Below are 24,893 nucleotides of genomic sequence, written 5' to 3'. Positions count from 1 at the left end.
CCCCACCCCCCCGGGCCGGTCGCGGGGGCCGCGCCCGGACCGGGGCCCACCCCTCAGCTGCGCCAGTTAAACACACGGGGTGGGCGGATACCGATCCCCCCCCACCGCAACCCCGTGAAGGGCGCGCGGCCGTATCGATCTGCGGCTTCGCCGCGTGGGCGCGACCAGCCCCCACGCGCGCACCTGCGATACGACCGCCCCGTCCGAGCTACTAGCCACCCGAGCTACTAGCCGTCCGAGCTACTAGCCATCCGAGCTACTAAGCGGAAACCTCCGACCGATCCCCGCCCCACAGTGTGTGGAACGACCCGTCCCGGTCGGTCCGCCGATAGGTGTGCGCCCCGAAGAAGTCCCGCTGCCCCTGCGTGAGCGCCGCAGGCAGCCGCTCGGCACGCAGCGCGTCGTAGTACGCCAGCGCCGCGGCGAACCCCGGCGTGGGTACACCCTGCCGCGTCGCCGCGATGATCACCTCACGCCAGTCGTCCTGCGCCGCGGCGATCTCCTGCGCGAACGTGTCGTCGGACAGCAGGCTCGGCAGGTCGGCCCGCGCGTCGTACGCCGAGCGGATCCGGTCCAGGAACGCCGCACGGATGATGCAGCCGCCGCGCCAGATCGCGGAGACGGCGCCCAGGTCGATGTCCCAGTCGTACTCGGCGCGAGCCGCGTCGATCTCGTGGAAGCCCTGCGTGTACGACACGATCTTCGACGCGTACAGCGCCTGCTCCACCCGGTCCGCGAACGCCCCCGCCTCCGCCTCGCTCAGCGGCGACGCCTTCGGGCCCACCAGGTCCCGCGAGGCGTCCCGCAGCGCCGCGTGCCCGGACAGGGAGCGGGCGAAGACCGCCTCCGCGATACCGGAGACCGGAACGCCCAGGTCCAGGGCGATCTGGACCGTCCAGCGGCCCGTGCCCTTCTGCTCGGCCTGGTCGACGACGACGTCCACGAACGGCTTGCCCGTCGCCTCGTCCACGTGGGACAGCACCTCGGCCGTGATCTCGATCAGGTAGGAGTCCAGCCGGCCTTCGTTCCAGGTGCGGAAGATGTCCGCGATCTGCGCGGGCTCGTACCCGGCGACGTCCCGCAGCAGCTGGTACGCCTCGCCGATGAGCTGCATGTCGGCGTACTCGATGCCGTTGTGCACCATCTTCACGAAGTGCCCGGCGCCGTCGGGGCCGACGTGCGTCACGCAGGGCGCGCCGTCCTTCGCCTTCGCGGAGATCTTCTCCAGCATCGGGCCCAGCGAGTCGTACGACTCCTTCGGGCCGCCCGGCATGATGCTCGGGCCGTGCAGCGCGCCCTCCTCGCCACCGGAGACACCCATACCGACGAAGTGAATGCCCTGCTCACGCAGGTCGCGCTCGCGGCGCCGGGTGTCGGCGAAGTGCGCGTTGCCGCCATCGATGATCATGTCACCGGGCTCCAGCAGCGGCGCGAACTCCTGGATCACCGCATCGGTCGGCTCACCGGCCTTCACCATGATCACAAGGCGCCGCGGCCGCTCCAGCGCCGCCACGAAATCCTTCGCGGTCTCGGCCGCGATGAAATCGCCTTCGCTCCCGAACTCCTCCACCAGCGCGTGCGTGCGCGCCGACGTCCGGTTGTGAACCGCGACCGTATAGCCGTTGCGGGCGAAATTACGGGCGAGGTTGCGGCCCATGACCGCGAGACCCGTGACGCCGATCTGCGCCGAAGTGCTCATGCGTTGGCTCCTAGTGATCTCGATACAGCAGCGGTACGGGTACCGCTCATGCCCGCCAGTATTGCCCCTCGTCCATCCTGACGTGCCGGTACTCCGACCGCACATCCGGGTGGCGCGATGTCGCGCAGGCAGATACGGACGGAAGGCCCCGGCGCACTCACTCGTCCCGGGCGCCGGGCAACGTGCGCCGGTCGCGCGCCACTTGGCGTAAAGAGGCGGCTGATTTGCTGTCTTGTCATGGCTCGTTCGCAGCGCTTACTTTTGCCCCTCCTGACGCATGTCAATGGGGGGCTCCGTCATGGCCGTACGCGGCCGGCACCGCCGGTACCAGCCGAACAGGATCAACCGCGCCTCACTCACCGTCACCGCGGGCGGCGCGGGCATCGCGCTCCCGCTCATCGGCACCGGTACCGCGCAGGCGGCCGACGTGAGCACCTGGAACAAGGTCGCCGCGTGCGAGTCGACCAGCAGGTGGGACGTCAACACCGGCAACGGCTACTACGGCGGGCTCCAGTTCGCCCAGTCGACGTGGGAGGCGTACGGCGGCACCCGGTACGCGGCGCGCGCGGATCTGGCCACCAAGGACCAGCAGATCGCCGTCGCGGAGAAGGTGCTGGACGGGCAGGGGCCCGGCGCCTGGCCGGAGTGCTCGGTGCGCGCCGGGTTGACGCGGGGCGGCGACACGCCCGACATCCACCCCGTCGGCACCGGCAGGAAGACCTCGGCGCCCGACGTCCAGCCGCAGACTCCGCCGCAGTCACGGGCGGGCACCGCCGAGATGTACACCGTCGTGCACGGCGACACCCTCTCGGGGATCGCCGAGTCGGAGCAGGTCAAGGGCGGCTGGCGGGGCCTTTATGCCGCGAACCGGCAGGCCGTCGGCGCCGACCCCGACCTGATCATTCCGGGCCAGCGGCTCGCCCTGCGCGGCAAGGCCGCCCCGACGACGCCGGCGAAAACGAACCGGCCGGCGGCCACCCCGAAGTCCTCGCCCCAGAAGACCCCTTCGCAGAGGACCACCCCGAAGCGGGAAGAACAGGCCACGACGTCCAGTCGCTCCATGGTCGCCCCGGTGAGCGCCCCGTCGGGTACCCCGTACCGCAAGGCGGGTTCGGCCTGGTCGAAGGGCTACCACACCGGCCTCGACTTCCCTGTGCCGACCGGGACGTCCGTGAAGTCCGTCGGGGCCGGGCAGGTCGTGAGTGCCGGGTGGGAAGGCTCCTTCGGCTACCAGGTGGTGATCCGGCACACCGACGGCCGCTACACCCAGTACGCCCACCTCTCGGCGATCTCCGTCAAGGACGGACAGTCGGTGGGCGCCGGGCAGCGCATCGGCCGTTCCGGGTCCACGGGCAACAGCACGGGCCCGCATCTGCACTTCGAGGTGCGGACGGGGCCCGGCTTCGGCGCGGACATCGACCCGGTGTCCTATCTCCGGGCCGGTGGCGTCAGGATTTGACGCGGATACGGTGCCGGTCGAGGACCGGCGCCGGGACGTACGGGCCGCCGTAGAAGGGACCGTAGTAGAGGTACTGGGTTCCGCTTTCGGCGTGCGGCTCGTCCTCGTACGCGCCCTCCGCGACCCGGGCCGGTATGAGGAGGTCCTCGATCCCCTCCGGTACACGGATCTCGGATCCGTCCGGTTCGAGGAGCTCCCTCTCCGGTACGAGGACGCCTTCGTGCGGCAGCGCGGCGACCTGCTCCGGAAGGCCGGCGAGCAGCTCCTCGGCGGGCACCGGAGCCACCTCCGGCTCGGGCAGCGGGGCGGGCCCGGCTGTCGCCAGGCTCTCTGCGCCGGGCACAGCGGCAGACGCCGCCGTCTCCGTGCGCGCGATCCGCTCCGTGGTCAGCAGGATCAGGCCGCCCGCCGCCACCACACCGCAGCCCAGCGCGAGCACGGTGCCCGTGGTGCCGTACCGGAACGTCTCGCCGAACATCGTGATGCCGACCGCGGCCGCCACCACCGGGTTCACGACCGTCAGCGTGGCCAGCGGCGCCGCGAGGCCCGCCCCCCGGTAGGCGGCCTGGGACAGCAGCAGCCCTGCGGTGGCGAACACGCCTATCGTCGCCAGCGCGGGTACGTCGGCCGCCGACACCCCGCCGTTCCAGTCGACCGCGACGATCTTCGTGAACACCGAGGACATGCCGAACGCTATGCCGGACCCGATCGCGAGCAGCATGCTGCGCACCGCCGGATGCCGGTGGGCCGCCCGTCCCGCGATCATCAGCGCCACGACGGCGGCGCCGGTCACGAGAGCCACGGCCACCCGCTCGGCGGTGGCCAGCGACTGCGACTCCGAGGCGCCGACCAGGGACAGCAGTCCGGCGAGACCCACGGTCGCCATGATGGCGCCCCGCCAGGCCGTCGACCCGGCCTTGCGGCCCACGAACAGCGCCGCCATCGGCAGCGCGAACACGATCGTCAGGGCGCCCAGCGGCTGCACCAGACTCAGCGGACCGAAAGCCAGCGCCACCACGTGCAGCAGACCACCGAGACCGTTCAGCGCGACCGCCGCCCACCAACCCGGCCGGCGCATCGGCGCGAACTGCTGTCCCGGAGAGGACACCGCGACACGCTCCTGTACGATCGCCCCGCCCGCGTACGCGACGGCGGAGACGAGCGACAGAAGCACGGACAACGCGAGGGCGCTCATGAGCTGGTCCTCTGCGTGAGGCGGGGCCGCTGACCCCGGCGCGGCGAACGGTCGGCTTTCATAACCAACACGATCCCTCGAAATCCTCTTCCCGTCGTCGTACCAGAGCACGCACTGTGTCGTACTACCGATGGAGTACGGCGCCGCCGGAGTCATCCCCAAGACGGGTGACCCCGGGTGGAGACCCCCAGGTGATAACCCCGACGGGCCTTGGTACTACTGCTCTTCGTGGATCTCGACCCCCATCTCGCCGCGCTCCGGCCGCTCGGCGGCTTCTTCGTACTACGCACCCCCGGGGCAGCACTTCGGTCACTGCCGACCCTCGCGGAGACCTACCGGGAACCGCCGTCGGAGAGTCAGGGTGACCCCCTGGGTTTCCGCGTCCAAAAGGTCGCGGAGGCCCTGCACGCCCCCGAGTTGCGGATCGCCGCCTCCGTGGCGCAGCAGGGGCTCGCGGCCCGGCTCTGGTCGGTGACCCTCGGCTGTGCCGCCCTGTACGGCCGCATCCCCGACCTCGACCCGGGCCTGCTGCAATGGGACCCCGACGGCGGCGCCCCGGACGACCTGTGGCTGGCCGAGGTGCGCCCGCTCCCCGCGGACCCGGCGACCGTGGTGGACGTCGTCCTGCAGGGCCACTTGCAGCCGCTCACCGACGCCGTGCACGCCCGCTACCGCGTCGCCGCCGGGCTGCTGTGGGGCAACGCGGGATCCGCCCTCGCGGGCGCCGCCCGGCAACTGGACCAGTGGGCGCACGCAGGCGGCCGTACGGACGCCGCCGCCCGGGCCCGCGCCCTGACCGCGGCACTTTTCGGCCACCCCTTCCTCGCGGGCACCGGCACCCTCACCGGGACCGCCTTCCGCCGCCGCAGCTGCTGCCTGTACTACCGGTTGCCGGGCGGTGGCGTGTGCGGTGACTGTTGCTTCACACGAGCCCCGCGCTCTTCCCCACGCGCCCCATCTGGGTGACCATGAAAGGGCAACAAGCCGCTGAGAACAGGGGGTTCCGGGTGCGTGTGGGACTGCTGACCCGGGAGTACCCGCCGGACGTGTACGGCGGCGCGGGTGTCCATGTCGAGTTCCTCGCCCGGGAGTTGCGGGACCTGGTCGACCTGGAGGTGCACTGCTGGGGCGAGGGCCGTGCCGTGGGCGTGCTGCGCCACCGCCCCTGGTCCGCGCTCGACACCTCCAACGACGCGCTGCGGACCTTCTCCGTGGACCTCGCCATGGCCGCCGGCCTCGAAGGCCGCGAACTCGTCCACTCCCACACCTGGTACGCCAACCTCGGCGGCCACCTCGCCAAGCTCCTCTACGGCATCCCGCACGTGATGACCGCTCACTCGCTGGAGCCGCTGCGCCCCTGGAAGGCCGAGCAACTCGGTGGCGGATACGCCCTGTCGAGCTGGGCCGAGCGCACCGCGATCGAGGCCGCCGACGGGGTGATCGCCGTCTCCGGAGCCATGCGCGAGGACATCCTCAGCTGCTATCCGGCGCTGGACCCGGCCCGGGTACACATCGTGCACAACGGCATCGACACCACCCTGTACCGACCCGACCACGGCACCGACGTCCTCAACCGGTTCGGTCTCGACCCCGACCGACCCTACGTGCTCTTCGTCGGCCGCATCACCCGCCAGAAGGGCGTGCCTCATCTGCTGCGCGCCGTACGGGACATCGCCCCGTCCGCGCAGGTCGTGCTGTGCGCCGGGGCACCGGACACCCCCGAGATCGACCGGGAGTTCCGCGACCTCTACCAGGAGCTGAGCCGGGTCCGCGAGGGCGTGCACTGGATCCCGCAGATGCTGCCCCGCCCGGAAGTGATCCAACTCCTCACGCACGCCGCCGTGTTCGTCTGCCCCTCGGTGTACGAACCCCTCGGCATCGTCAACCTGGAGGCGATGGCCTGCGGAACTCCCGTGGTGGCCTCCCAGGTCGGCGGCATCCCCGAGGTGGTCGAGGACGGCAAGACGGGCCTGCTGGTCCCGCTCGACGACGACTTCGAGGCGGGCCTCGCGCGTGCTCTGGACTCACTCATCGGCGACCCGGAGACCGCCGGGCGGATGGGGGAGGCCGGACGGCAGCGTGCGGTGGGGGAGTTCGGCTGGGACGCGGTGGCACGCCGGACGGCCCGGCTCTACGGGGAGATCCTCAAACAGGCTTAGCGCGCGGAACTCAGGGGCAGGCTGGGATCAACCAGGGTGAGGGGAGCGGCCATGCGTCGTGGCGGACCTTCGGTGCTCGGAATCGTACTGGCGGGCGGAGAAGGCAAGCGCCTGATGCCCCTGACCGCGGACCGCGCGAAACCGGCGGTCACCTTCGGCGGCACGTACCGCCTCGTCGACTTCGTCCTCTCCAACCTCGTCAATGCCGACATCCTGCGCATCTGCGTCCTCACGCAGTACAAGTCGCACTCCCTGGACCGTCACATCACCACCACCTGGCGGATGTCCAGCCTGCTCGGCAACTACGTCACCCCGGTCCCGGCCCAGCAGCGGCTCGGGCCGCGCTGGTACCTGGGCAGCGCGGACGCGATCCTGCAGTCCCTGAACCTGATCTACGACGAACGCCCCGAGTACGTCGCGGTGTTCGGCGCCGACCACGTGTACCGCATGGACCCGCGCCAGATGCTCACCCAGCACATCGAGTCCGGGGCGGGTGTGACGGTGGCGGGCATACGCGTGCCGCGGGGCGAGTCGTCGTCCTTCGGCGTGATCAGCCCCGGCTCGGACGGCCTGAGCGTGGAGAGCTTCCTGGAGAAGCCCGCCGACCCGCCCGGCCTTCCGGACGACCCGGAGTGCGTGTTCGCCTCCATGGGCAACTACATCTTCACCACCAAGGCCCTCATCGAGGCGCTCCAGCGGGACGCCGAGGACGAGAACTCCGTGCACGACATGGGCGGTTCGATCCTGCCCCAGCTCACCGACCGGGGCGAGGCCCAGCTCTACGACTTCAGCGCCAACCACGTCCCCGGCGAGACCAACCGCGACCGGGGCTACTGGCGCGATGTCGGCACGCTGGACGCGTACTACGACGCCCACATGGACCTCATCGCCGAGCGCCCCGCCTTCAACCTCTACAACCGCAGCTGGCCCATCTACACGCACTCCAACCAGCTCTCCCCGGCCCGCTTCAACGCGGGCGGCATGGCCAGCGAGTCCATCATCAGCGCCGGCTGCCTGATCCGCGGCCAGGTCACGCGGTCCGTGCTCTCGCCGGGCGTCGTGGTCGACCCGGGGGCGGTGGTGCAGGGGGCGGTGCTGCACGACAACGTACGCATAGGGCGGGGCGCGGTGGTGCGCGGCGCCGTACTCGACAAGAACGTCGAGGTTCCGCCGGGCGCGACGATCGGCGTCAATCCGGAGCGGGACTCCGACCTGTACACCGTCTCCAAGGGTGGCGTGATCGCGCTGGGGAAGGGGCAGCGGGTTCCCTAGAGCCCGGCCGAGCGGGTCAGCGGAACCCGGCCGAGCGGGTCATCGTCCCGCGGCCGGCATCCCGACCCGGGACCAGTACGAGCGCCGGCAGGCGCAGCCGCGGACCCGACCCGGCGGTTATGACGGGCTCCCGCGTACGACCGAGCGGGTGCTGAAACCGGCTACGGCACGACTCGGGGCTGCTCGCCCGGCGCTGATCCGTGACGCCTCCCGGGTGACACGCACAGGATGCCCGGTGCCGCTACCTGTGCTGAAGTGACCTCATATGCACCATGAGTCCCGCCCCTTTCGCGAGGGGCGGGACTTAATCTGCCGTTAACTGAGCGTAGCTTGATCGTACTTGACTGTAATCGCCAGAGAGCGATTGACTGCTGGTCCACCCCTTCGTCGACGCGAGGCAAGCCATTGACTTCTGACCTGCTCGCACCTCTCGACCTGGCGTTCTGGAACATCGAGTCCGCCGAACACCCCATGCACCTGGGCGCCCTCGGCGTCTTCACGGCGCACTCGCCCACCGCCGGCGCCCACGCGGCCGACCTGCTCGCCGCCCGCGCCGCCGCCGTGCCCGGACTGCGGATGCGGATCCGCGACGCATGGCAGCCGCAGGGCCTGCTGCGGCCGTTCTCCTTCGGAGGCGCCACCCGCGAGCCCGATCCCGACTTCGACCCGCTCGATCACGTCCGGCTGCACGCCCCGACCGCCGACTTCCAGGCGGTCGCGGGCCGGCTGATGGAGCGCCCGCTGGAGCGCGACCGGCCGCCGTGGGAGGCGCATGTGCTTCCGGGCGAGGACGGCGTGTCGTTCGCGGTGCTGTTCAAGTTCCACCACGCCCTCGCAGACGGACTGCGGGCGCTGACCCTCGCCGCCGCCGTTCTGGACCCCATGGACCTGCCCGCGCGCAAGCCTCGTCCCGAGGCGCCCCGCAGCGGCCGCGTTCCGGATGTGCGCAAACTGCCGGGTCTGGTGCGCGGCGCCCTGTCCGACGTGGGGCGCGCCCTCGACATCGGTGCCTCGGTCGCCGTGTCGACGCTGGCGATGCGCTCGTCGGACGCCCTGACCGCCGAGCCGAGCGGCACCCGCCGCACCGCCGGGGTCGTGGTCGACATCGACGACGTGCACGTGGTCCGCAAGGCCGTCGGCGGCACCGTCAACGACGTCCTGATCGCGGTCGTCGCGGGCGCCCTGCGCCGCTGGCTCGACGAGCGCGGCGACGGCAGCGAGGGCGTCGCGCCCCGCGCCCTGATCCCCGTCTCCAGGCGCCGCCCGCGCACCGCGCACCCGCAGGGCAACCGGCTCTCCGGCTACTTGATACGGCTCCCGGTCGACGACCCCGACCCGCTGCGCCGCCTCGACACGGTCCGCACCGCCATGGACCGCAACAAGGACCTCGGCCCCAACCGGGGCGCGGGTGCCGTCGCTCTCCTCGCCGACCACGTACCGGCGCTGGGTCACCGGCTCGGCGGACCGCTGGCCGGCCAGGCCGCCCGGCTCTGGTTCGACATCCTCGTCACCAGCGTGCCGCTGCCGGGCATCGCCCTGAAGCTCGGCGGCCACCCGGTCACCGAGGTCTATCCCTTCGCCCCGCTGGCCCGCGGCCAGTCCCTGGCGATCGCGATCTCGACGTACCGCGGACGCGTCCACTACGGCCTCGTCGCCGACGCCGAGGCCGTACCCGACCTCGATGTGCTCGCCAAGGCCGTGTCCGAGGAGGTGCAGTCGCTGATCACCGCCTGCGCCCCCTGAGGCCGCCGCCTCCGCGGGCCTGATTCGCCGGATTTTGGAGGACCGGCCCGGCGCTCCGTAGAATTCCCCGTTCGAAAGCGGGCGCGGTCGGCGCGCCGCTCGGGTGATCAGGGAAACGGCAGCGCGATGACGGTGACAGAGGAAGGCCCGGCGACCACGGACGAGGTCGTGCACGAGCCCGGTGACCAGGTCGTGTACGGCCCCGGCATCGACCCGGAGCGGCTCGCGGTGTGCCTGAGCGTGCTGGACGAGCTCGACAAGCTGGAGGTCGACCACCCCGACGCGATCGCCGTGCGCCGGGCCACCGCCGGCATCTACCGCATCGTCAAACAGCGCCGCCGCCAGGAGCGCCGGGCCGCCAAGACCGCCCACGACAAGGCGGTCACGGAGGCCACGGCGACCGGCTCCGCCCAGCGCATCGACGACGAGACCGAGGGCATCCTGCCGTCGTCGGCGACGCAGGAGGGCCGGATCGCGGGGATACTCCAGCGCCCGCGCTCCTGCTACACCTGCAAGACCCGGTACGTGGAAGTCGACTACTTCTACCACCAGCTCTGTCCGGACTGCGCCGCCCTGAACCGCGCCAAGCGCGACGTCCGCGCCGACCTCACCGGAAAGCGCGCCCTGCTCACCGGCGGACGAGCCAAGATCGGCATGTACATCGCGCTGCGACTGCTGCGCGACGGCGCCCACACGACGATCACCACGCGCTTCCCCAAGGACGCGATCCGCCGCTTCAAGGCCATGGACGACTCCGCGGACTGGATGCACCGCCTCGAGGTCGTCGGCATCGACCTGCGCGACCCGGCCCAGGCGGTCGCCCTCGCCGACCAGGTCGCCGAGGCGGGCCCCCTCGACATCCTCGTGAACAACGCGACGCAGACCGTACGCCGGCTGCCCTCCGCCTACGCCGCGCTCGTCGACGGCGAGAGCGCCCCGCTGCCCGCCGGGGAGCTGCCCGCCCACCACGTCATCGGCGCCTTCGGATCCGGCGCGGTCGACGGACTGGCCTCCCTGCCCGCCGGAATCTCCGGCATGGACGCGCAGCAGGTCGCCGACCTCGCCCTGGTCGCGGGCAACGCAAGCGTCGCCCGGCATCTCGACGGCACCGCCATCGACGCGGGCGGCCTGGTCCCCGACGTCGTGGACAGCAACACCTGGGTGCAGACCATCGAGCAGATCTCCCCGGTGGAGCTCCTCGAGACCCAGCTGTGCAACTACACGGCGCCGTTCATCCTGATCAGCAAGCTCCGGCCGGCCATGGCGGACGCGGCGAAGAAGGCGACGAGCGGTCGCGCGTACGTCGTGAACGTCTCGGCGATGGAGGGCGTCTTCGGGCGCGGCTACAAGGGCGCGGGACACCCGAACACGAACGCCGCCAAGGCCGCCATGAACATGGTCACGCGGACCAGTGCGCAGGAGATGTTCCAGAGCGACGGCATCCTCATGACCTCGGTCGACACCGGGTGGATCACCGATGAGCGCCCGCACTTCGACAAGCTGCGGCTCGCCGAGGAGGGCTTCCACGCGCCGCTGGACCTGGTCGACGGCGCGGCTCGGGTCTACGACCCCGTCGTACGTGGCGAGGCGGGCGAGGACGTGTACGGGGTCTTCCTGAAGGACTACGCGCCCGGCAAGTGGTGAGTGGCCACGGGGGTCGGCCGGTGTGCTGCTCGTACCTGCGTGCCGCCGTCCACCAGTAGGTCGGCTCCCGTGATCCACTGTGCCGCGTCCGACGCCAGCCACAGCACCGCCTGTGCGACGTCGTCCGGCTCCCCGATGCGGCCCAGTGGCAGCCCGCTCGCGATCTCCTGCTCTCCTGGTTCCCACACGAACCGCGCCATCTCGGTCCGCACGAGGCCGGGGGAGACGGAGTTCACCCGTACCCTCGGGCCCAGCTCGCCCGCGAGCTGCTGGGTGAGGTGCAGGAGCGCCGCCTTGCTGGTGCCGTAGGCCCCGACGCCGGGGCCCACGTGACCGGCGCCCTCCGTGCAGATGTTGATCACCGACCCGCCGTGCTCCCGCATCCAGCCCCGCCACGCGCACTGCACCAACCGCAGCGCGGCCTCGACGTTCACCGTGAAAGCCTCGCGCCAGGCGTCCGGGTCGGCGTCCATGAGCGGCCCGTAAGGCTGATTGGTCGCCGCGTTGTTGACGAGGATGTCCATCCGGCCGAACTCGCGCAGGGTGGTCCGCGTGACCTCCCGCAGGTGCGCGGGGTCCGCCACGCTCCCGGCCAGCCCGATGCCGCCCAGCTCGGCAGCCGTGCTGCTCACCTCGTCCGCGTCCCGCGCGGTCACGCAGACCCGCGCTCCGGCCGCGGCCAGTTGCCGGGCGACGGCGAGGCCGATGCCCCGCGTGCCGCCGGTGACCACGGCGGCCCTGCCCTCGAGACCGTGCGACGACGTCATCGCCGTACGGTCTCATGACGGGTCGTCAGTCAACAGCCCCGAGCGGCGAGTGCCGTGCCGCCACCAGTTCCAGCACCGTGCGCCAGTCCTCCAGGACCCCGGCGTCGAACTCGGCGCTGCGGCACTCCTCGTCGGCCTGGCGCAGGCGTACCAGGTCGTCGTCGGTGGAGTCGAAGGCCCGGCACTGGTTGCGGACCAGGCGGGAGACCCGTTCGCCGAGGAGAGGCCGCACCGCGTCGGCGGCGCAGTCGAAGTGGCGGGTCACGTCGGCCGGGCCCAGCAGCGGGCCGATGGCATGAACGAGCCCCGCGACCTGGAGTTCCTTGTCGGCGGGGCGTGCGCGGCGCAACAGTGCGGCTGTCTGCAGCGCGTGTTGGTGGAGATCGACTCGGATGCTCCCGAGGCCCGGCGTGTCCCGGGTGCCCCGGCAGGCGTACAGCAGATCCATCAGCTCTTCGACACTGCGCAGCTCCATGCGTCAGTCCTCCCGCCGGACAAGCCGTTGCGGTACGTCAGCAGATCATGGCCGCCTTGCGATTCGGCCAACGGGACTTGAACTGCGTGGCGTGCTCGGGACGGGGCCGGGCAGCGCGGGTGGTGTTCAGCCGAACGAGTGACTTGTAAACCGGGCATTTCGTAGCAACTCATGATGAGGTCGGCAGGTGAAAACTGGTCGACTCCGGATAGTTACAGCTTGTTTGCAGCCCCATCGAGCGGGTACCCGCTCATTTGGTTAATCTGTAGCGGACGGACAGCACTACAGGGTCCCAACCCACACCCATGGTCCGTCCCGGGACAAGCCGGTGCACATCGGCCTGCTCTAGCACCAGTTACCGGCGCCACCGCGTCCGAGCCGACTTTTGAGTATGACCCGAGCGGGCGTCAGGTACCGGACCGCAGACTGGGCCGGCCCGCCCCGAGGGTGATCCGACACATAAGGAGTGCGCGGTGACACCTGAGAAGACGAATCGCGAACAGCGCCCCAAGGAACGCACGGAGCGCGCGGGCCGCCGGTCGAACGAGATCGGCAGTCTCGATGTGTGGGCCAGGTCCGCCCCCATCCGCCTGGCGGGCTACGAGGACGACCTCGCCGAGCCCCACATCCTGCCCAGCGTCGACTGATGTCCGACGTCGACTGAAGGGGCAGAACCCTTCGCGATCGCCGACTGCATGGGCGTGCGAGACTCACGCCCATGCTGATCAGAGAAGCCGCGGCCCACGACTGGCCGCGGATTTGGTCTTTCTGGCACCGGATCGTGGCCGCCGGTGAGACCTATGCGTGGGATCCGGAGACCTCCGAGGAGGAGGCCCGGGCCTTGTGGATGAACCCGGCCAAACGCGTCTACGTCGTCGAGGACGACGCCGGAGCGGTCGTCGCTTCCGCCTACGTCACCCCCAACTACGGTGGCCCTGCCGCCCGTATCGCCAACGCCGGCTTCATGGTCGACCCCGACCAGGGGGGCCGTGGCATCGGCCGCCTCCTCGCCGAGCACATCCTGGCCGCGGCCAAGGCCGACGGTTATCGGGGCATGGTCTTCAACGCCGTCGTCGAGACCAACCCGGCCGTCCGCCTGTGGACCGCCCTCGGCTTCACGGTTCTCGGGACGGTTCCGGACGCGTTCGATCATCCCCGGCACGGCCGGGTGGGGCTGCACATCATGTACAGGGCGCTTTAGCCAGAGGTTAGATCAGCACCCCTGTTTGCCTAAAAGCTTTAGGCGCGTGCATACTCGCTTATGGCAAGCGAGGGGATGGTTATGGCACGCGTGGGGCTCACCACGGAACGTCTGGTCCGGGCGGGTGCGGAGCTCGCCGACGAGATCGGCTTCGATCAGGTCACCGCGTCGGAGCTGGCCCGGCGGTTCGACGTCAAGGTCGCGAGCCTGTACTCGCATGTGAGGAACTCCAAGGATCTCAAGACGCGGATCGCCCTGTTCGCGCTGGAGGAGCTGGCCGACCGGGCCGCCGACGCCATCGCGGGGCGGGCCGGCAAGGACGCCCTGGTCGCCTTCGCGAACGTCTACCGCGACTACGAACACGAGCACCCCGGCCGCTCCGCCGCAGCTCGCATGCGGCTCGACCCCGACACGGCCGCCGCCAGTGCGGGCGTCCGGCACGCACAGATGACCCGGGCGATCCTGCGTGGCTACGACCTGACGGAGCCGGACGCGACACACGCCGTACGGCTGCTGGGCAGCGTCTTCCACGGCTACTCCAGCCTGGAGTCGGCGGGCGGTTTCAGCCACAGCGACCCCGGCTCCGAGGAGACCTGGACCCGGATCCTCGACGCCCTCGACGCCCTGCTGCGCAACTGGCCCACCGAGCCCACCCCCTGATCGACAGGCCGAGGACACACAGGCCCGGAACAAGGACGCTGAGGACATGGACACCCCGCACGACTGGATCACCACGCCCGTCACCGCCGATCTCCTGCGCGGCGCCCTCGACGTCGAGCGCACCGAGCACGGCGTGCTGCCCCACCGGCTGCCCGCGCGGGCCCGCGCTCAGAGCGCCGACGAGCAACTGGCCATGGCAGAGTCACAGCCCTCGGGCGTACGGCTGGTCTTCCGCACCCGTGCCACCGCCGTCGAACTGGACGCGCTGCGTACCAAGCGCAGTTACGTGGGAGCTCCGCCCCGCCCGGACGGCGTGTACGACCTGATCGTCGACGGCGGCCTCGCCGGACAGGGCAGCGTGACCGGCGGCAACGTCGTGACCGTCGACATGATGGCCGGGACCACCGAGGACCGGCCCGGCCCCGCCGGCACCGTCCGCTTCACCGGGCTGCCCGCCGGCGACAAGGACGTAGAGATCTGGCTGCCGCACAACGAGACCACCGAACTGATCGCCCTGCGCACCGACGCCCCCGTCGAGCCCGCACGTGATCCGGGCCGCAAGGTCTGGCTGCACCACGGCAGTTCGATCAGCCACGGCTCCGACGCGGCTAGCCCCACCGGCATCTGGCCCGTGCGCGCAGCCACCCTCGGCGGCGTGGAGCTGATCAACCTGGGCCTGGCCGGCAGCGCCCTGCTCGACCCGTTCACCGCCCGCGCCATACGGGACACTCCGGCCGACCTCATCAGCCTGAAGATCGGTATCAACCTGGTCAACATGGACCTGATGCGACTGCGCGCCTTCGGCCCCGCGGTCCACGGCTTCCTCGACACCATCCGTGACGGCCACCCGACGGCACCGCTGCTGGTCGTGTCGCCGATCCTGTGCCCGATCCACGAGGACACACCGGGCCCGTGCGCCCCCGACTTCACCGGCCTCAGCCGAGGCCGGCTGAAGTTCGTCGCCATGGGCGACCCGGCGGAACGCGCGAGCGGCAAGCTGACGCTGGGCGTGATCCGCGACGAGCTGTCCCGCATCGTGCAGCAGCGAGCGGCCGACGACCCGAACCTCCACTACCTCGACGGCCGCGACCTCTACGGCGAGGCCGACTGCGCCGAGCTCCCTCTGCCCGACGACCTCCACCCCGACGCCACCACTCACCGCAGCATCGGCGAACGCTTCGCGCGGCTGGCGTTCAGCGGCGGGGGGCCCTTCGCGGCGGCGGCCGCACCGAGCGGCGCCGCATAGCCGCCCGGCTGTCTACTCGAGCGGCGCCGTCCGCTGCCACGGACGCAGCTCCTGGATCCGCTCGGCCAGTGCCAGCAGCTGCGCCTCCGCCCCTGGCCGCCCCACCAGCTGTATGGCGCAGGGGGCGCCGGAGGGCAGCTTCCCGAAGGGGATCGACATCGCGGGCCAGCCGGTGAGGTTCCACGGCGGGGTGAGCGGCGAGTAGTTGGTGTTGGCCATGACGTTGCGCAGCCAGCCCCGCTCGTGCCAGGGCTCGGACTTGGGGGAGCGGCGCGCCAGGGCCGGGGTGAGCAGCACGTCGTACTCGGCGAAGAACGGCTCCAGCCGCCGGCGCAGCTGCTGCCGGCTCTCGCCGACCCGCACCCGGTTCACGAAGCGCTTGCCGACCGCGGCGTGGACCCGGGTCCGGCGGGTGAGCTGCCGTGGGTCGAGGCCCTGCGCGTCCACCGCCGTGCCCGCCGTCCAGTGGGTCAGGGACGTGACCCCCAGCGACATGGGATACGGCGGGTCGGCGCGCCGTACCTGGTGACCCGCCTTGATCAGCAGCCCGGCGGCCTCGCGTGCGGCGGTCGCGTACGGCTTGCTGATGGTGACCCCGGCGAGCGGGCTGCGCAGGGACACGGCGATCCTGTGCGTGCCGGGCGCCGCCGGGCCCACGACCTCGGTGTCCGCGAGGACCGAAAGCATCAGGCGAGCGTCCTCGACCGTGGTGGCCAGCGGGCCGTTCTCCGACATGCCGAACCAGTCGCCATCACTCACGCCGGCCGGGACCACTCCGGTGCCGGGCTTGATGGTGACCAGGCCGCAGTTGGCCGCCGGTATGCGCAGGGAGCCCATGCCGTCGTTGCCGAGGGCGATCGGCACCATGCCCGCGGCGACCGCGGCCGCGCTGCCGCCGGACGACCCGCCTGCCGTGCGTGAGGTGTCCCACGGGTTGCGGGCGGTGCCGTGCACGCCCTCCGTGGTGCCGAAGACACACAGCTCCGGCACGTTCGTCAGCCCCACGACCACCGCGCCGGCGGCCCGCAGCCGGGCCACGGTCACGTGGTCGTCGTCGGCCGGGGTGTCCGGCGTCGCCGCGGAGCCGATGCGCTTGGACTCGCCGCGCACCGCGAGGTTGTCCTTGACCGCCACCGGCACGCCCGCCAGGGGCAGTTCGGCGAGGTCGGCACGCGAACCCACCTCGTCGGCCTCGGCGAGTGCCGCGTCCGTCCGGACCACCCGGAAGGCGCCGACGCGGCCGTCCAGCCGCTCGATACGGGCCAGGTGCTCGGCCACCACCTCACGGGGCGTGGCCTGCTTCTCGCGTACGGCGGCGGCGATCTCGGCGGCGGTCCGGCCGACCCAGTTGGTCACGGGCGCTCCTCGGGGCTTACTCGCGAGTATGTAGGGCAACTCTGCCCGGCGGCGGGCCCGGCGTCGAGAGGTCGCCGGGCTTGGATATTCGGGACGGTCTTCTTGGACTTTTCACAGCGCCTCTCCTCGACACCACCCCGCTGACCTGCGCATCATCCGATCAATCAGCCAACTCGGCGCCAATCGGATCCCATTGACAGCCCCTGGGGCCCGCCCAATCATCAGACATCCGATGAATGGGGGTGCCTCATGAGGAGACGCTGGCGATCGTTCAGTGTCCTCACGGCGCTGATGCTGTTGCTCGCGGCCCCGGTGCCGGCGCTCGCGGAGGGTGACCAGGAAACGCCGGTCACGGTGCCGGCCCTGGCCGACTGGGCGCCGGCATCCGGCAGTTACACGTACGGGCGCGCCACCCGCCTGGTCGCCGACAGCGCGAGCGAACGGCGGGTCGCCGGCACCCTGGCCGACGACCTCGACGACGCCGGCCACGGCAGGGTTCCCGTGGTGCGCGGCGGCGGCCGGCCCGGTGACATCGTTATCGACGTCGCGCCCGCCCGGACCTCCCTCGGCGCGGAGGGCTACCAGCTCCGCGCGGACAAGCGGCTCTCCGTCACCGCGGCGACCGAAGTCGGCGCCTTCTACGGCACTCGCACCCTCCTCCAGCTCCTCGCCCAGGGCGACCGAATCCCGGCCGGCCGCACGGTCGACATTCCGCGCTACAAGGAGCGGGGCGTGGGCGTCTGCGCCTGCTACATCAACATCTCGATGCCCTGGCTGGAGAACCTGGTCCGCGAGATGGCGTACCACAAGCTCAACCAGCTGCTCCTCGAACTGAAGGTGAAGAGCGAGGCCCACCCCGAGGCCAACACCTGGGGCTACTACACCAGGGACGAGATCCGCCGTCTGGTCGCCCTCGGCAAGCGGTACCACGTCGAGATCATCCCCGAGATCAACTCCCCGGGACACATGGACCCGTGGATCGAGAACCGCCCGGACCTCCAGCTCACGGACTCCGACGGCAACAAGCAGCCCTCGCGTCTCGACATCACCCGGCCGGAGGCCTTCGCCTACTACGCCAGCCTGATCGACGAGTACGCCGAGGTCTTCCCCGCCACTTCCTGGCACATGGGAGCCGACGAGTACATGCTCGGCTCCGACTTCGCCAAGTACCCGCAGATCCTGAAGTACGCGCAGGACAAGTACGGCCCCGACGCCACACCCCAGGACGCGTTCATCGACTTCGTCAACCGTGTCCACACCTACGCGGCGGACAAGGGCAGGAAGCTGCGCATCTGGAACGACGGGCTCACCGGCGCCAACACCGTCCCGGTGACCGCCGGAACGACGGTCGAGCACTGGCTGAACGTGGCGGTGAAGCCGAGCCGACTCCGCGATCAGGGCTATCCGTTGATGAACGCGGCGTACGCCCTCTACCTGGTCCGCGGCGGCTTCCACAGCGACACCGAGGGGCTGTACGACCAGAGCTGGGACCCGCGCAGCTTCGAGGGGGAGAAGCTGGCCTCCGCCGACGGGATCACCGGCGCGAAGATCAGCCTGTGGCCCGACAACGGCCGCGGCGAGACCGAGAACGAGGTCGCCGCCGCCCTGTGGCCCGCGCTTCGGCACATCGCCCAGTCGACCTGGGGCGAACCGCATCCCGACGCCACCTACACCGAGTTCACCGCGCGCGGCACGGCAGTGGGACACGCGCCGGGGTGGCGGGACCTGACGCGGGTGCCGTTGGCGGACGGGTCGTACACCTTCCGGACGGCAGGTCGGTCCTTCGCCGCCGAGGTGCAGCGCACCGCCGACGGCTATGTGACCCTGCGGACCGCGGAGGGCTGCCTCGAGGTGCGCGGCGGAAAGCTCACGCTCAATGTGCCGCTGCAGCCCGGAGCGGAGGCGGCGCCCCAGGCCTGCGCTGCGCAGAACACCCTCCAGCGCTGGCAGTTGGAACCTGCGGCGGGTGGCTACCGGCTGGTCAACGCCATCACGCGGATGGCGCTGAGCGTGGCGGGGGACAGCCGGCTCGTGCAGTACCCGCCCGACCGGCGCGCGCCGGCCGTATGGCACCTGAGCACCTGACCTGAGGACCTGACCTGAGGACCTGACCCGAGGACCTGACCTGAGGACCTGACCCGAGGAGCCCGTCCCATGGCCGTTTCCCGACGCGTCTTCGTCGCGACAGCCGCTGTCCTCGCCGCGACCGGCGCGACAAGACCCGCCCTCGCGGCGCCCGCCGCCGCTTCGCCCGACACTCGCTACCGCATCCCCGTCAGCCCCGACGACACCGAGGCCGACCTGGTCCGCAAGGCCTCCCAAGTCCGCCCCACCGCACGGCAGATCGCCTGGCAGCGGCTGGAGCGCACCGCGTTCCTGCACTTCGGCGTGAACACCTTCACCGGTCTGGAGTGGGGCACCGGCGACGAGGACCCGGACGTGTTCCAGCCGACCGGCCTCGACACCGACCAGTGGGCCCGCGCCCTGCGGGACGGCGGCTTTAGGCTCGCCATCCTCACCGTCAAGCACCACGACGGCTTCGTGCTCTACCCGTCCCGCTACACCGACCACTCGGTGGCCTCGAGCAGCTGGCGCGAGGGCCGGGGCGACGTGCTGCGTTCCTTCGCCGACTCCATGCGCCGGTACGGCATCAAGGTCGGCGTCTACATCTCACCGGCCGACGAGAACCAGTACCTCCACGGCGTGTACGCCAACGGCAGCGCCCGCACCGACCACGTCATCCCGACTCCCGTCGAGGCCGGCCACCGCACCACGGCGGCCGCACGGACGTACACCCTCCCGGCCACGGACTACGGCGCCCACATGCTCAACCAGCTCTACGAGGTCCTCACCGAGTACGGCCCGATCGACGAGGTCTGGTTCGACGGGGCGCAGGGCCGCATCCCGCCGGACAAGGTGGAGAAGTACGACTGGGACAGCTGGTACACCCTCGTCCGCTCGCTCGCGCCCGACGCCGCCATCGCCGTGTCCGGCCCGGACGTGCGGTGGGTCGGCAACGAGGGCGGGCTGGCCCGGGAGGACGAGTGGAGCGTCGTACCGGTCCAGGAGAAGGACTACGGCCGCACTGACTACGCCCTCGCGTACGACGCCCCCGACATGGGCAGCCGTGCCGCACTGGTCCAGGCCCGGCCCGTCGCCGAGCACCTGCAGTGGTGGCCGGCCGAGTGCGACGTCTCCATCCGGGACGGCTGGTTCTACCACGCCGACCAACAGCCCAAGAGTGTCGAGCAGTTGACGGACATCTACTTCCGGTCCGTGGGCCGCAACTCGGTGCTCCTGCTCAACGTCCCGCCGGACACGGCCGGCCTGCTGCCTGCCGCTGACGTGGCACGGCTGCGGGAGTTCCGCGAGCGCGTGGACCGTGAGCTGCCGCAGGACCTGGCGCGTGAGGGCCGTACGACCCCGTCGCCGGGGCGGGTCACCGTCGACCTCGGCCGCGAACGGGAAGTGGACCGGATCCGGTTGGCGGAGGACATCAGGCACGGGCAGCAGGTGGAGAGCTTCGTCGTCGAGGCGCAGCGGGACGGCGCCTGGACGGAGGTGACGCGGGCCGGGGTGATCGGCGCGAGCCGCATTCTGCTGCTGGCGGCTCCGGTGCGGGCGCGGCGGTGGCGGGTACGCGTGACCGGCTCGCGGGCCGCCGTGCGGATCGTGGAGTTCGGGCTGTACCGGTCGCGGATCTGACCGCCGTACGGGTCGAGGGGTCTGAAAATCGGTTGACCGGGGCGGGTCTGCGCGGGCTGGATAGGGCCCATGGCCGACATTCAGGGCACGTACGACGACCTGTTCACCGCCGTGCCGAACGCGCTGGCCGCGACGCTGGACGCGGGGGACGCGGGCGGCTCCGTCGCGGTCTTCGTGGACGGTGAGCCGGTCGTCGACGTCTGGGGCGGCTTCGCGGACGCCGAGCGCACCGTCCCGTGGGAGCGCGACACGATCGTCAACGTCTGGTCGGTGACCAAGACGATGACGGCCCTGTGCGCCCTCGTCCTGGCCGACCGCGGCGAGCTCGACCCGGATGCACCGGTCTCCCGCTACTGGCCGGAGTTCGCGGCGGCGGGCAAGGAGAAGGTGCTGGTACGGCATCTGCTCTCGCACACCGCCGGTCTGCCCGACTGGGACGGGCCGGTCGAGGAGCTGTACGACTGGCCCGCCGCCACGGCACGGCTCGCCGCGCGGGCCCCGCGATGGGAGCCGGGCGCTTCGGCCGGGTATCACTCGCTCACCCAGGGATTCCTCGTCGGCGAGGTCGTACGGCGGATCACGGGTCGCAGCGTGGGCGAGTTCCTCGCCGAGGAGGTGACCGGGCCGCTGGGCGCGGACTTCCACATCGGGCTGGCCGCCGAGCACGACCATCGGGTCGCGCCCACGATCCCGCCGACGGGGCAGGGCGAGGACTACGCGGCGAGCGCCCCCGCCAACCCCTCCGGCTCCGAGGCGGGCAACGGCGTCCGCGTCGGCGACGGCAACAGCCTGACCTGGCGCCGCGCCCAGATCCCCGCGGCGAGCGGCTTCGGCAACGCCCGTTCGGTCGCCCTCGTACAGTCCCTGCCGGCCTGCGGGGGAGAGGTGCGCGGGGTGCGGCTGCTGTCCCCGGCCGGTTGCGAGCGCGCTTGGGAGGAGCAGTTCAACGGCGACGACCGCGTCCTCGGCATGCCGATGCGGTGGGGCCTGGGCTACGGGCTGTTCGGCAGCGCATGCGGCTGGGGCGGCTGGGGCGGTTCCCTGGTGATGATCGAGCCCGACAGCCGGATGGTGGTGGCGTACGTGACCCAGCAGATGCGCGAGCCGGCGGAGGACACGCGGGGGCTGGAGATCGTGGCGTCCGCCTACGAGGGCCTTCAGGGACTGCGCGGATGACGTCCGGTGAGCTCAGCGACCAGGACTGTCTCCGGGAGACAGAGCGCCTCGTCGGTCGTGTCCGGGCGGCGGCGTCCGACGAAGGCCGGATCCCGTAACTGGAGGATCCGCCAGGCTCGACACCTCTGCAACGGAGCGTGAACGCCCTCGCTCGGGCCCTGCGGCACTGCCACTTCAGCGGTGACGGCTGCCCTGGAGGAAGACCGGCCCACCGTCCGACTCGTCGGAGCCACTGTGCTGAGACCGGGGATCATGCCGGCCGGGCGGGAGCGGACGTACGAGGAGGTATGCGCCCGCATCGGCGTGGAGCCCAGGCCGGAGGACTGGGCCCGGTGGACACCTGGAGCGACGGCGACCTGAAGGTGACCATGGTGGTGGCCGCCGTCGAGAGGACCGAGGGGCTGTTCGCGAACTGGTCACGTGGCAGACCCGTCGATCCCGTGACACCACTGCCGTCCCAAGTCGCCCTCATCCGGCACGGAGGGATCGGACCGATGACCTTCTCACCGCGCGGCGTCAGCCGGACCGGCCTCGGCGGTCGGCCGCCGGCCCAGGGCCGTGGCTCACGCGCCCCGCGCCTCCCCCGTACTTCCCCGCTCGATCAGCCGCGGCACCGGCACCCGCACCGCCCGCGCCGACCCCCCGTCCAGCAGAGCGGTCAGTTCACGGGCCGCCGTGCGGCCGAACTCCACGCTGTCCCGGGACAGGGCCGACAGCCAGGGCTTGACCATGCGGCACAGGGCGGAGTCCTCCCATGACACGACCGAGACGTCGGCCGGTACGGAGAAGCCGAGTTCGGCCGCCGCGGCGGCGCCGGCCACCGCCATCACGTCGTTGTCGTAGATCAGCGCGGTCGGAGGAGCCGGGTCCTCCAGCACCCGGCGGGTGACCGCCGCGCCCTCGGCGTCGGAGTAGTCGGTGGTCACCGACTTCACCTCGGTCAGGCCGCGCCGCCCGGCCTCGGCGCGCAGGGTGCGGACGCGGCGTTCGGTGTGGGCGAGGCCCGGCAGGCCGGCGATGTGCACGATCCGCCGGTGGCCGAGGGCGAACAGGCCGTCCACGACCGAGGCCATCGCGCCGGCGTCGTCCGCCCAGACGGTCGAGAGCCCCGGGTGACGGTCGTCGGGGGCGCCGCCGATCACGACGGCGGGCAGGCCGAGTTCGTCGAGGAGGTCAGGGCGGGGATCGTCGGTGCGCGGGTCGACGACGAGGACACCGTCCACCCGGTGCTCGGCCCACCAGCGGCGATACACCGCGCACTCGTCGGTGACGTCCTCCACCACCTGGAACAGCAGTCCGAGATGCCGCTCCGCGAGCACCTCCTGGATGCCCGAGACGAGTTGGAGGAAGAACGAGTCCACCCCCAATGTGTCGGCCGGACGAGCCAGCACGAAGCCGACCGTCGCCGCGCCCTCCCCGGACAGTGCCCTCGCTGCCGTACTGGGCCGCCAGCCCAGCTCCTCGGCGACCAGCCGCACCCGGTCGCGGGTCTCCTCCGACACGCCGGGCCGGCCGTTGAGGGCGAAGGAGACCGCGCTCTGCGAGACCCCCGCGTGCCGCGCTATGTCCTTCATCGTCGGCCGACGGGCCGGTGACCGTTTGCCTGACATGGCGATTCCCCATTCCGCCGACACATTCCCACGGCTCATTCCCGCAGCAGTATGCACTAATGCGGTTCAGGTCCGTGAACCTAATGCGGTTCAGCTCGCTGATCCTAATGCGCATTAGTCACTAATGAAATTAGCTCCGCAAGAGCCATTGACGGGCCCGTGGAGCGGCGTGCAGGGTCTGCCTCGTCGACCAACCCGCCCGCAAAGGAGGACGGTTCACGGTGCCCGCTTCCCGCAGTCCCCGCAGAGCCCTCGCCGCTGTTTTCGCCGCCTGTGTCGTCCTGCCGCTCAGTGCGTGCGGCTCGTCAGGAGGCGACAGCGGCACAGCCGACGCCTCCGGCAAGGTCGAGGGCGACATCACCTTCCAGACCTGGAACCTCCGCGCCAACTTCAAGCCCTACTTCGAGAGCCTGATCGCCGACTTCGAGAAGAAGTACCCCGGCACCGACGTGAAGTGGATCGACCAGCCCGCCGAGGGCTACGCCGACAAGATCAGCGCGGACGCCGCCGGCGGCACGCTCCCCGACGTCGTCAACGTCTCGCCGGACCTGGTCGCCCCGCTCGCCAAGGCGGGCCTCGCACTCGACCTCGACAAGGCGGCCTCCCAGTACAAGAAGGAGTATCTGGAGGGGGCCTGGGCCAGCCATCAGATACCGGGCATGACCGGCACGTACGCCTTCCCCTGGTACCTCAACACCGGCCCGCTGTTCTACAACAAGTCCCTCTTCAAGGAGGCCGGACTCGACTCCGAGCAGCCGCCGAAGACGTACGACGAGGTCTTCGACGCGGCCCTGAAGATGGCGGACAAGACCGACGGCAAGGTCGCCACCCTCGCCAACGTGCCCACCGTCGAGGACTTCGGCCGCTACGGCGTCGAGCTCATGAACAAGGAAGGCACCGCCTTCACCTTCAACGACGCGAAGGGCGTCGAACTCCTCACCAAGTACAAGGAGTTGTACGACGCCAAGGCCCTCGACCCGCAGGCGCTGACCGCCACCCCCGAGTCGTCCGGCAAGAAGTTCCTGACCGGCGCCGTCGCCATGAACCCCGGCAGCGCACTGGACCTCGGCAACTTCAAGAAGCAGGCTCCCAACCTGTACAAGAACATCGGGATCACCGACCAGATCACCAGCACCGGCCACGTCAACATGTACGTGATGGGCGTGATGGTCAACGCGCGGACGAAGCGTGCGCCCGCCGCGGTCGCCTTCGCCCACTACGTCACCGACGCCGCGCACCAGATGTCGTTCGCCAAGCAGGTCGCGATCTTCCCCAGCACCGCAGGCTCCCTCGACGACCCGTACTTCACCAAGGAGGACGGCACCGACGAGACGCGCGTGCGGGTCGCCGCCGCCAAGTCGCTGAAGAACGCCGTCAACTACACGCCCGTGCTGTTCAGCGAGCAGATGAAGACCGAGCTGCGCAACGAGGTCGCCAAGGCGCTGCAGGGCAAGGAGAGCCCGAAGGAAGCTCTTGACAACGCTGTCGAGGCCTGTAACCGGCTTCTTCAGCAGCAGGGCTGAGCC

20 protein-coding genes are annotated in these 24,893 nt (G+C 71.0%); 14 read left to right on the top strand and 6 right to left on the bottom strand.

Annotated elements, in window-relative coordinates; translation table 11 throughout:
- Positions 1-259 precede the first annotated feature (259 nt).
- Entirely contained in the window at positions 260-1,699 is a 1,440-nt protein-coding gene (gene gndA / locus ACFY5C_RS01725) for an NADP-dependent phosphogluconate dehydrogenase (RefSeq protein WP_389439297.1), read from the bottom strand.
- 298 nt (positions 1,700-1,997) lie between these two features.
- On the opposite strand from gndA, the gene ACFY5C_RS01720 reads away from it, so the two are divergent.
- Positions 1,998-3,158, top strand: a complete 1,161-nt coding sequence (locus ACFY5C_RS01720) for a transglycosylase family protein (protein ID WP_389439295.1) — start codon at positions 1,998-2,000, stop codon at positions 3,156-3,158.
- Here the strand turns inward: ACFY5C_RS01720 and ACFY5C_RS01715 are convergent.
- A complete protein-coding gene (locus tag ACFY5C_RS01715; protein ID WP_389439294.1) occupies positions 3,148-4,353 on the bottom strand; it encodes a DMT family transporter in 1,206 nt (401 codons plus the stop codon). The genes ACFY5C_RS01720 and ACFY5C_RS01715 overlap by 11 nt on opposite strands.
- Before the next feature lie 210 nt (positions 4,354-4,563).
- Here ACFY5C_RS01715 and ACFY5C_RS01710 point away from each other — a divergent pair, with 210 nt between their 5' ends.
- From ACFY5C_RS01710 to ACFY5C_RS01690, 5 genes are all read left to right on the top strand, one after another.
- Positions 4,564-5,319, top strand: a complete 756-nt coding sequence (locus ACFY5C_RS01710; RefSeq protein ID WP_389439292.1) for a (2Fe-2S)-binding protein — start codon at positions 4,564-4,566, stop codon at positions 5,317-5,319.
- A 41-nt stretch (positions 5,320-5,360) separates the two neighbouring features.
- Positions 5,361-6,512, top strand: a complete 1,152-nt coding sequence (gene glgA / locus ACFY5C_RS01705; protein WP_389439290.1) for a glycogen synthase — start codon at positions 5,361-5,363, stop codon at positions 6,510-6,512.
- 51 nt (positions 6,513-6,563) lie between these two features.
- A complete protein-coding gene (gene glgC / locus ACFY5C_RS01700) occupies positions 6,564-7,784 on the top strand; it encodes a glucose-1-phosphate adenylyltransferase (RefSeq protein ID WP_389439288.1) in 1,221 nt (406 codons plus the stop codon).
- 405 nt (positions 7,785-8,189) lie between these two features.
- Complete coding sequence (locus ACFY5C_RS01695) at positions 8,190-9,527, top strand: wax ester/triacylglycerol synthase family O-acyltransferase (protein ID WP_389439286.1); 1,338 nt, start codon at positions 8,190-8,192, stop codon at positions 9,525-9,527.
- Positions 9,528-9,653: 126 nt separating this feature from the next.
- Complete coding sequence (locus ACFY5C_RS01690; RefSeq protein WP_389439284.1) at positions 9,654-11,171, top strand: SDR family NAD(P)-dependent oxidoreductase; 1,518 nt, start codon at positions 9,654-9,656, stop codon at positions 11,169-11,171.
- Here ACFY5C_RS01690 and ACFY5C_RS01685 read toward each other — a convergent pair.
- A complete protein-coding gene (locus ACFY5C_RS01685; protein ID WP_389439282.1) occupies positions 11,150-11,938 on the bottom strand; it encodes an SDR family oxidoreductase in 789 nt (262 codons plus the stop codon). The genes ACFY5C_RS01690 and ACFY5C_RS01685 overlap by 22 nt on opposite strands.
- A gap of 25 nt (positions 11,939-11,963) precedes the next feature.
- A complete protein-coding gene (locus ACFY5C_RS01680) occupies positions 11,964-12,413 on the bottom strand; it encodes a hypothetical protein (protein WP_389439280.1) in 450 nt (149 codons plus the stop codon).
- 473 nt (positions 12,414-12,886) lie between these two features.
- Between ACFY5C_RS01680 and ACFY5C_RS01675 the strand changes: the two genes are divergently transcribed.
- The 4 genes from ACFY5C_RS01675 to ACFY5C_RS01660 all read left to right on the top strand — a co-directional run bounded on the left by ACFY5C_RS01675 (position 12,887) and on the right by ACFY5C_RS01660 (position 15,520).
- The gene (locus tag ACFY5C_RS01675) at positions 12,887-13,060 is read left to right on the top strand and encodes a hypothetical protein (RefSeq protein WP_328420641.1); all 174 of its coding nucleotides are present in this window, start codon (positions 12,887-12,889) and stop codon (positions 13,058-13,060) included.
- A 71-nt stretch (positions 13,061-13,131) separates the two neighbouring features.
- Positions 13,132-13,614, top strand: coding sequence for a GNAT family N-acetyltransferase (locus tag ACFY5C_RS01670; RefSeq protein WP_389439278.1), 483 nt, complete (start codon positions 13,132-13,134; stop codon positions 13,612-13,614).
- Positions 13,615-13,695: 81 nt separating this feature from the next.
- A complete protein-coding gene (locus ACFY5C_RS01665; protein ID WP_389439276.1) occupies positions 13,696-14,274 on the top strand; it encodes a TetR/AcrR family transcriptional regulator in 579 nt (192 codons plus the stop codon).
- Between the two features lie 46 nt (positions 14,275-14,320).
- Positions 14,321-15,520, top strand: coding sequence for a GDSL-type esterase/lipase family protein (locus ACFY5C_RS01660; protein ID WP_389439275.1), 1,200 nt, complete (start codon positions 14,321-14,323; stop codon positions 15,518-15,520).
- Between the two features lie 12 nt (positions 15,521-15,532).
- Here ACFY5C_RS01660 and ACFY5C_RS01655 read toward each other — a convergent pair whose 3' ends face one another.
- On the bottom strand, positions 15,533-16,876 hold the full coding sequence (locus ACFY5C_RS01655) for an amidase (RefSeq protein WP_389439273.1): 1,344 nt from the start codon (positions 16,874-16,876) through the stop codon (positions 15,533-15,535).
- Between the two features lie 249 nt (positions 16,877-17,125).
- Between ACFY5C_RS01655 and ACFY5C_RS01650 the strand changes: the two genes are divergently transcribed.
- The 3 genes from ACFY5C_RS01650 to ACFY5C_RS01640 all read left to right on the top strand — a co-directional run bounded on the left by ACFY5C_RS01650 (position 17,126) and on the right by ACFY5C_RS01640 (position 21,757).
- Complete coding sequence (locus ACFY5C_RS01650; protein WP_389439271.1) at positions 17,126-18,961, top strand: family 20 glycosylhydrolase; 1,836 nt, start codon at positions 17,126-17,128, stop codon at positions 18,959-18,961.
- A 69-nt stretch (positions 18,962-19,030) separates the two neighbouring features.
- Entirely contained in the window at positions 19,031-20,581 is a 1,551-nt protein-coding gene (locus tag ACFY5C_RS01645; protein ID WP_389439269.1) for an alpha-L-fucosidase, read from the top strand.
- A gap of 69 nt (positions 20,582-20,650) precedes the next feature.
- Positions 20,651-21,757 (top strand): serine hydrolase domain-containing protein, encoded by a 1,107-nt coding sequence (locus ACFY5C_RS01640; RefSeq protein ID WP_389439267.1) that lies wholly within the window; start codon positions 20,651-20,653, stop codon positions 21,755-21,757.
- A gap of 563 nt (positions 21,758-22,320) precedes the next feature.
- Here the strand turns inward: ACFY5C_RS01640 and ACFY5C_RS01635 are convergent.
- Positions 22,321-23,367: a LacI family DNA-binding transcriptional regulator gene (locus ACFY5C_RS01635; protein ID WP_389439265.1), complete on the bottom strand. Its 1,047-nt coding sequence runs from the start codon at positions 23,365-23,367 to the stop codon at positions 22,321-22,323.
- 221 nt (positions 23,368-23,588) lie between these two features.
- Between ACFY5C_RS01635 and ACFY5C_RS01630 the strand changes: the two genes are divergently transcribed.
- The gene (locus ACFY5C_RS01630; protein WP_389439263.1) at positions 23,589-24,890 is read left to right on the top strand and encodes an ABC transporter substrate-binding protein; all 1,302 of its coding nucleotides are present in this window, start codon (positions 23,589-23,591) and stop codon (positions 24,888-24,890) included.
- Positions 24,891-24,893 lie beyond the last annotated feature (3 nt).

It is taken from the genome of Streptomyces sp. NPDC012935 (genome assembly GCF_042900345.1).
Classification (GTDB): domain Bacteria; phylum Actinomycetota; class Actinomycetes; order Streptomycetales; family Streptomycetaceae; genus Streptomyces.
Note: the sequence above shows the minus strand (reverse complement) of the source record. Positions and strands in the feature narration are given on the sequence as shown.

Excerpts from the sequence above, each read along its gene's own strand:
- ACFY5C_RS01670 (WP_389439278.1), top strand. The coding sequence starts at position 13,132 with ATGCTGATCAGAGAAGCCGCGGCCCACGACTGGCCGCGGATTTGGTCT.
- gndA (WP_389439297.1), bottom strand. The coding sequence starts at position 1,699 with ATGAGCACTTCGGCGCAGATCGGCGTCACGGGTCTCGCGGTCATGGGC.
- ACFY5C_RS01650 (WP_389439271.1), top strand. The coding sequence starts at position 17,126 with ATGAGGAGACGCTGGCGATCGTTCAGTGTCCTCACGGCGCTGATGCTG.
- ACFY5C_RS01640 (WP_389439267.1), top strand. The coding sequence starts at position 20,651 with ATGGCCGACATTCAGGGCACGTACGACGACCTGTTCACCGCCGTGCCG.
- ACFY5C_RS01715 (WP_389439294.1), bottom strand. The coding sequence starts at position 4,353 with ATGAGCGCCCTCGCGTTGTCCGTGCTTCTGTCGCTCGTCTCCGCCGTC.
- ACFY5C_RS01685 (WP_389439282.1), bottom strand. The coding sequence starts at position 11,938 with ATGACGTCGTCGCACGGTCTCGAGGGCAGGGCCGCCGTGGTCACCGGC.
- glgC (WP_389439288.1), top strand. The coding sequence starts at position 6,564 with ATGCGTCGTGGCGGACCTTCGGTGCTCGGAATCGTACTGGCGGGCGGA.
- ACFY5C_RS01635 (WP_389439265.1), bottom strand. The coding sequence starts at position 23,367 with ATGTCAGGCAAACGGTCACCGGCCCGTCGGCCGACGATGAAGGACATA.
- ACFY5C_RS01720 (WP_389439295.1), top strand. The coding sequence starts at position 1,998 with ATGGCCGTACGCGGCCGGCACCGCCGGTACCAGCCGAACAGGATCAAC.
- ACFY5C_RS01680 (WP_389439280.1), bottom strand. The coding sequence starts at position 12,413 with ATGGAGCTGCGCAGTGTCGAAGAGCTGATGGATCTGCTGTACGCCTGC.
- ACFY5C_RS01665 (WP_389439276.1), top strand. The coding sequence starts at position 13,696 with ATGGCACGCGTGGGGCTCACCACGGAACGTCTGGTCCGGGCGGGTGCG.
- ACFY5C_RS01660 (WP_389439275.1), top strand. The coding sequence starts at position 14,321 with ATGGACACCCCGCACGACTGGATCACCACGCCCGTCACCGCCGATCTC.
- ACFY5C_RS01690 (WP_389439284.1), top strand. The coding sequence starts at position 9,654 with ATGACGGTGACAGAGGAAGGCCCGGCGACCACGGACGAGGTCGTGCAC.
- ACFY5C_RS01645 (WP_389439269.1), top strand. The coding sequence starts at position 19,031 with ATGGCCGTTTCCCGACGCGTCTTCGTCGCGACAGCCGCTGTCCTCGCC.